9 protein-coding genes are annotated in these 6,000 nt (G+C 63.8%); 8 read left to right on the top strand and 1 reads right to left on the bottom strand.

The genetic code is table 11. The annotated features are described in order from the left end of the window. Positions 1-187 precede the first annotated feature (187 nt). From GO615_RS23410 to GO615_RS23380, 7 genes are all read left to right on the top strand, one after another. Positions 188-358: a hypothetical protein gene (locus GO615_RS23410; protein WP_169132293.1), complete on the top strand. Its 171-nt coding sequence runs from the start codon at positions 188-190 to the stop codon at positions 356-358. A gap of 14 nt (positions 359-372) precedes the next feature. Next, entirely contained in the window at positions 373-1,215 is an 843-nt protein-coding gene (locus tag GO615_RS23405; RefSeq protein WP_169132292.1) for a hypothetical protein, read from the top strand. Between the two features lie 164 nt (positions 1,216-1,379). Further along, the gene (locus GO615_RS23400) at positions 1,380-1,763 is read left to right on the top strand and encodes a hypothetical protein (protein ID WP_169132291.1); all 384 of its coding nucleotides are present in this window, start codon (positions 1,380-1,382) and stop codon (positions 1,761-1,763) included. An 81-nt stretch (positions 1,764-1,844) separates the two neighbouring features. Next, positions 1,845-2,300, top strand: a complete 456-nt coding sequence (locus tag GO615_RS23395; RefSeq protein WP_169132290.1) for a DUF2924 domain-containing protein — start codon at positions 1,845-1,847, stop codon at positions 2,298-2,300. Next, on the top strand, positions 2,297-3,646 hold the full coding sequence (locus GO615_RS23390) for a recombinase family protein (RefSeq protein ID WP_169132289.1): 1,350 nt from the start codon (positions 2,297-2,299) through the stop codon (positions 3,644-3,646). Before GO615_RS23395 ends, GO615_RS23390 begins: the two co-directional genes overlap by 4 nt. Next, the gene (locus GO615_RS23385) at positions 3,643-4,071 is read left to right on the top strand and encodes a hypothetical protein (RefSeq protein ID WP_169132288.1); all 429 of its coding nucleotides are present in this window, start codon (positions 3,643-3,645) and stop codon (positions 4,069-4,071) included. Before GO615_RS23390 ends, GO615_RS23385 begins: the two co-directional genes overlap by 4 nt. Positions 4,072-4,120: 49 nt before the next feature. Next, positions 4,121-4,474 (top strand): hypothetical protein, encoded by a 354-nt coding sequence (locus GO615_RS23380; RefSeq protein ID WP_169132287.1) that lies wholly within the window; start codon positions 4,121-4,123, stop codon positions 4,472-4,474. A 29-nt stretch (positions 4,475-4,503) separates the two neighbouring features. On the opposite strand, the gene GO615_RS23375 is transcribed toward GO615_RS23380, so the two are convergent. After that, on the bottom strand, positions 4,504-5,619 hold the full coding sequence (locus GO615_RS23375; RefSeq protein WP_169132286.1) for a hypothetical protein: 1,116 nt from the start codon (positions 5,617-5,619) through the stop codon (positions 4,504-4,506). 123 nt (positions 5,620-5,742) lie between these two features. On the opposite strand from GO615_RS23375, the gene GO615_RS23370 reads away from it, so the two are divergent. After that, entirely contained in the window at positions 5,743-5,994 is a 252-nt protein-coding gene (locus tag GO615_RS23370; protein ID WP_169132285.1) for a hypothetical protein, read from the top strand. The last annotated feature ends 6 nt before the right edge of the window (positions 5,995-6,000 follow it).

Genomic DNA, 6,000 nt, shown 5'->3' with positions numbered 1-6,000 from the left:
CCTTACGCGAGCGATTTGGCAGTTGCCAAATATATAGAGCAAGGGGGAATAAACCCCCCAACTCCCCCAAACCCCCCTTTCCGGTCATCAGCGCCCGCGGCTGAGGGCTCAGCACGCCCCCTTTCCGAATCCATCCCCAACGCCACGCCGTGCGGCGCAGAGCGCGGCATTCGCTACGGAGAACATCGTGAGTAATCGCACCACCCTCCGCACCTACGTCGAGCCCTCTGGGGTTCGCACTCTTCGCCTGCACACCGTGCAGCCCACCGGGCGCTCGCCCACGGTCAAGGCCAACGCCGCCAACGTGCTGATGCGCGCGATGCAGGCCTTGCTCGCGCGCAAGTACCCCACCCCCTGAACAGGAGTCACCCGATGAAACTCAACCCGTTCCGCAAAAAGACCACCGGTTACTTCGCCGGATTGCAGGCCGAGTTCGCCGACCTTTGTAAACAGGTCGAGGCGGCCGAAACCGAACTGGCATCGGCCAGGGATGAGCGTGATGCCAGGGCGGATGCCAGTCGCCAACTGGAGGCGCAGCACCCCGGGCGCCTCGCGATCAGCGCCACCGAGAAGACGGCACGTGTTGCAGCAAACGCTGCTCAGCAGGCCGTCAGTGACTTGGAGCACACGCTGTGGACTCTGAACGGGCGACAGGCTGAGCTGCGCGATCGGATCGAGGCCCCTACCCGCCTCGCGGCGGCCAAGGCAGCGCTCGCCAGTCTCAATGGGCAACGACAGACCCTGCAGGCTGAGCTCGACAAAACACACACGCTGATCGCGCGGATCGAGCGGCACATCGGCGAGATTGAGGCGCGCGTCTCGGCGGAAACGCAGTCGGCGAGCCAATCGATGATCGAGGCCGAAGGCGAGTTCGTGATGCCCGAGGCACTCGTGCGCATGGACACCGAAGTGCGGGTCGCACGCGTCACGCTCGCCAATCTGTGTGACAAGGCAAAGCGCCTCGACGCCGAGTTGAAGGCCCTCCCCGACCAATGGCGCGAAGCGCGCCGCACGTTCCGCCACGCCCGCGCCGGGGTGGCCGAGATCGACGTTCAGGAGCAACTGCCCGCGTTGATCGAGCTAATCGCCCGCGCGGCCGTGAGCCGGCACGAGTGCGACCGTTCGCGGCCGGCCTACCGCTACGAAGTGGAGATTGCGCACGAGCTCGTCAGCGCCATGCAGACGCGCCTCGACGCCGAGGTCCCGGCGAACTGACTTGAAGGGACGGGCGGCAAACAGTCGTGGCATACCGCCGTCCGTCTCTGGCGTGTCGTTCGTTCAGGCACGCCTCTCCATGCGCCATGCCACGTAACGCCCGCCGGCGCGAACCGCGAAAGGCATCGCGGAAAGCCGGCACCCTCGACATTCGGAGAGACAAGATGGAATTGAAGCGAGACCAGTTCGATCAGACCAACCCGTTCGCGCGCCCGCAGGCGCTCGTCCAGCTTGCGCACCGCGCGCCCGCAGCCGAGGTGCGGCGTGTCCTCGAAGCGGTGCCGCCCCCTGACTTCGACGTCGTCGCGAGCACGCCCGTGGAGGATGGCGGCGGGATCCGCTTCACGGAGGCGCCGCCGATCCCACTCGGCGCCGAGGGGGCGGCGCAGACGCTGCCGACGGTGCTTCCCCGTCGACGCCGGCAAAAGCGCGACGACCGCTTCGTGCGACTCGGCTGGGCGCTCGCCGAAACGCGCGAGTACCTGCACTACGCGGTGCACCTGCAGCGTAGCCGCATCGCCCGCTGGCTGGGCCGGCGCCGCGGATAGCCACGCAGCAGAGCGCGTTGTGACTTGGCTTGTGCAGGCCACAGCGCGTTCATGCACACGTCTCCACCACCGAGAACGACGATGAAAGCCCCCTCCTCCACTCCGAGCGTCGCCGCGCAGGTGGCCGCGCTGCCCGATCTCGCACTGCCCGATCTGTGGGCGCTGTGGGATCAGCACTTCCCCCGGCGGCCCAATCGCGTCAATCGCGGCTACCTCGAAGCGCGCCTGGCGTACCGCCTGCAGGAGCTCGCCTACGGCGGGCTGCCCGCCGAGGTCAAGGCGCATCTGGCCGACTGCGGCGAGCGGCACTCGAAGATCAAGACCGGACGCGGCCCGCAGGTTCGCTTGATGCCGGGTGCGACGCTGGTGCGCGAGTGGGACGCGCGCGAGTACCGGGTGCTGGTGACCGCCGACGGTCAGTACACGCTCGACGGGAAGACCTACCGCAGCCTCTCGGCGGTGGCCCGCGCGATCACCGGCACGCACTGGTCAGGGCCGGCGTTCTTCGGCTTGAAGAAGACCGGAGGTGCACGATGAGTGCGGTCGTCACAAAGAAGCGCTGTGCGGTATATGCCCGCGTGTCGACCGACGAACGGCTCGATCAGTCATTCAACTCGATCGACGCCCAGCGCGAGGCGGGCCGCGCGTATGTCGTGAGCCAGCGTGCCGAGGGCTGGTCACTGGCGGCCGACGACTATCTCGATCCGGGCTTCTCCGGCGGCAATATGGAGCGGCCTGGGTTGAAACGGTTGATGGCCGACATCGAAGCCGGTGGCGTCGACATCGTCATCGTCTACAAGATCGACCGGCTCACGCGCAGCCTCACCGACTTCTCCCGGATGATCGAAGTCTTCGAGCGCCACGGCGTGTCGTTCGTGTCGGTGACGCAGCAGTTCAATACGACGACCTCGATGGGTCGGCTGATGCTGAACGTCTTGCTGTCGTTCGCGCAGTTCGAGCGCGAAGTGACCGGCGAGCGCATTCGCGACAAGATTGCCGCCTCGAAACGCAAGGGCATGTGGATGGGGGGTGTCGTGCCGCTGGGCTATCGCGTCGAGGCGCGGCAACTCGTGATCGAGCCCGGCGAGGCGAAGCTCGTGCGGCGCATCTTCGAGCGCTTCGTCGTCTGCCGCTCGACCACCGATCTCGTGCGCACCCTGGCTGCCGAGAAGATCACCTCGCGCCGTGGCACGCCCTTCTCGAAGCAGGGGCTGCACAAGATCCTCAGCAACCGCCTCTACCTCGGCGAGATCAGCCACAAGGGCCAGACCTACCCGGGCCAGCACACGGCGCTCATCGACGAGGCGCTGTGGAACACGGTGCAGGCCATCTTCGCCGAGAACCTGAACGTACGCCGCACCGACACCTGGGCGCGCCGGGTCGATGAGGCGCTGCTGCGGGGGCTACTCTTCACCGCCGACGGCGAGCGCCTGCAGCCCTCCTTCACGACCAAGGCCAGCGGGCGACGCTACCGCTACTACGTGCCGCGCCGAACCCTGCGCTATGGCGCTGGCAAGCACCCGATCGGGATGCTGCCGGCCGAGTCGATCGAGCAGATGGTGCTCGCGCAGGTGCACGAGGCGCTCGCCGCGCCGGAGGTCGTGCAGGCGGTGTGCAATGCGGCGCGCGAACAGGGGCTGCCGCTCGGTGAGCCGGAGGTGGTACTGGCGCTACGCAACCTCGCCAGCGTGTGGCGGCAACTCTTCTTCGCCGAGCAGCGGCGCATCGTGCATCTGTTGATCGAGCGCGTGATTCTCAGCGACGAAGCGCTCGAGATTCTGTGGCGCGCATCGGGCTGGCACGATCTGGTCGGTGAGTTGCGTGCAAACACAATCGGCGGCGAGCTACTGCAGGTCGAAGCAGAACAGGAGGCGACGGCATGACCAAGCTCCAGCAGACGGGCCAGGCACGGCAGGAAAGCGCCGAGGGCGTTCGCATCCGCACGGTGCTGCCGATCCGCATCAAGCGGCGCGGCGGGCGCAAGCACGTGATTGCGGCCGCGCATTCGCCCACCGGCGAGGCCCAGCACGACGCGCCGATCCTGACCGCGCTGTCGCGGGCGTATCACTGGCAGCGGCTGATCGACGAGGGCGTGGTCGAGAGCGGCACCGACATCGCGCGGCGCGAGGGGCTGCACCACACCACCGTCAACGAGTTGCTGCGGCTCACGCTGCTGTCGCCGCGGATGGTGCGGGCGATTCTGGAGGGCAGGCAGCCGAAGACGCTGAGCCTGCTGTGGCTCAAGAATCACGCGGTGCCGCAGGACTGGGAGGAGCAGGAGGCGTTGTTTGAGGGGCACGACGCGTAACGACCCGAAGCGGACCTTGCTACAGCCTTGTATAGGAGCCCGAGCCCATATGAGCAGCGGCGAAAAAACAGATCCCCGTGCAAAACTGGCTATGAGGCAGTCCTCCACCTTCCCCGACGTTAAGCGCTTGGCGCTGGACTCAAGCAGTCCAAACCCGCCGCACGCCGGCGATCAACTCAAGAAGACCATTTATGAACTGGGTCAAACTGATGAAGTACTTCGCGGCAGTGATTTGCGCTCCGGCATGCTCATCCAGGGCATCGCCCAGCCGACCTGGGAGACAGATAGCAGCGGCCTGGTCGTCGCCGCACTTTCAGCGTCTCCGTCCTGGATTATTCAATGCAAACAGTTCCGGTACTCGGCCTTTTTAGTAAGCGAAAACCCCGGGCGCCATCGCCTCTAGAAGAGGACTATCCAGCAGATGACCGCTACTTATGAATTCCAAGGCAGTTGAGTAGGCTCGTATGCTAGCACTCGCTGCCGAACAACATCTTTGAGCCCACGAATCGCTTGGCGTGCGGTAAACGCGGCCACACCGTCTATGCCAGCCAATGTCTTCGCTGCATGAGCTCCCGCCTGGGCGTCCGTCATTCCTTCAGCAACGAGGTCCCAGCAGAACAGACCGAAAACCATCGGCCTAACGCAGTTGTACGCCACCATGAGTTGGTGATTTTCCGGCGGTTCATATATCAGATCAAAGATGGCGGGGGGCCCATCAGCACCCCGGTCTGAATGCAGGTCGTCAGGAAGAATGCCCGCGTGCAGCATCTCAAGGCACCGGCGGGCTCGGGCGGCGTCGTGTGCAGTGCGTATAGCGAGTTCGATCTGTCGCATGGAAGGCAACGGCTTTAGAAGATCGAAATCCAGTACAACGCGGTCCCTAAGGAGATGACCGTCGATCGTAATTTCGTGGTCGTCAGTTGAATATGCCCATACTTGCCTCGCGGGCACTCGGATCGGAAAGCGGACAGGATCCGCCAAGGAAGTCACAGTATCCACGAACTCACCGATCCTAATCGTCGGACTCTCTTCTCCTGCAAACCGCAGTTCCTCCGTTGCAGCCACAGGCCTAGACTCCCCTATGCTCGAGAACTTGCCTTTCGCGCCCAGCTCATTTCGCCCTTGCGAGGAAATGATATATGACCACCAACCATGGAGCGCTTCGAGGTCGGTCACAACCGAAAAATCGGCGAGCCGAAAACCTTTTAAATAGACGAGATCGTCGTTTACCCACTGAGCTCGCCGACCAAATCGCTTTACCGCCTTGTCCAGCAGGTCCACATGCTCCGGTTCGGAAACGGCATCGGTTACTCGACAATCGAACTGGACGAGATCAAAAAAGACGTCTGCACCCTCGTCAAACGGCTCATCCAACTCGGTCTGGAATCTCTCAAAAAACGCATCAAGGGCCTGCCTCAGCTCCAGGAGCCCGGAGAAGGTATCGCGCTGTACTAGGCGCGCCTTTCGCTTCGCGATTTCAATCCAGAACAGGCGCTCAAGGCAGTCCTTCACCCATAAGTCTGACGGGGTGTATTCCACTCTTGGCATTTGTCAACTCCAAATTAGGCTGCCCCCGTTTGGAATAGCCACGTGGTCGGAGGAGCCGTAATCTCGCAGTTGCCAGACAGTCTACTGAAGCTGGCACCCACTAACCGGCAAAAAGGGAAAGCCATGCCAATACTCGCCCCGTTGTTCCGTGAAGTGAACCACAACCGCATCGATCAGCTGCACGAAGCAGGCCTGACTCCCCAAACGATCGCGAGCGTCATCTGCGATGAGACGAAGTCGCAAGTGAAGCTCACCGCCTCTGACGTCCGGAGCTATCTGAAAGTCCAGGACGCTGCAGCGAAGCAGATGCTGATCAGCCAGCGCACCATGCGGGCGCTGTTAAAAGAACCGCAGCTCGGCGTTAAGCCGGCATGAGGCGGG

It is taken from the genome of Aromatoleum evansii, from assembly GCF_012910805.1.
Taxonomy (GTDB): Bacteria; Pseudomonadota; Gammaproteobacteria; order Burkholderiales; family Rhodocyclaceae; genus Aromatoleum; species Aromatoleum evansii.
Note: the sequence above shows the minus strand (reverse complement) of the source record. Positions and strands in the feature narration are given on the sequence as shown.

What these genes read in the sequence shown, in the direction of transcription:
- GO615_RS23375 (WP_169132286.1), bottom strand. Translation starts at nt 5,619, where the DNA reads ATGCCAAGAGTGGAATACACCCCGTCAGACTTATGGGTGAAGGACTGC.
- GO615_RS23370 (WP_169132285.1), top strand. Translation starts at nt 5,743, where the DNA reads ATGCCAATACTCGCCCCGTTGTTCCGTGAAGTGAACCACAACCGCATC.
- GO615_RS23405 (WP_169132292.1), top strand. Translation starts at nt 373, where the DNA reads ATGAAACTCAACCCGTTCCGCAAAAAGACCACCGGTTACTTCGCCGGA.
- GO615_RS23395 (WP_169132290.1), top strand. Translation starts at nt 1,845, where the DNA reads ATGAAAGCCCCCTCCTCCACTCCGAGCGTCGCCGCGCAGGTGGCCGCG.
- GO615_RS23385 (WP_169132288.1), top strand. Translation starts at nt 3,643, where the DNA reads ATGACCAAGCTCCAGCAGACGGGCCAGGCACGGCAGGAAAGCGCCGAG.
- GO615_RS23400 (WP_169132291.1), top strand. Translation starts at nt 1,380, where the DNA reads ATGGAATTGAAGCGAGACCAGTTCGATCAGACCAACCCGTTCGCGCGC.
- GO615_RS23380 (WP_169132287.1), top strand. Translation starts at nt 4,121, where the DNA reads ATGAGCAGCGGCGAAAAAACAGATCCCCGTGCAAAACTGGCTATGAGG.
- GO615_RS23390 (WP_169132289.1), top strand. Translation starts at nt 2,297, where the DNA reads ATGAGTGCGGTCGTCACAAAGAAGCGCTGTGCGGTATATGCCCGCGTG.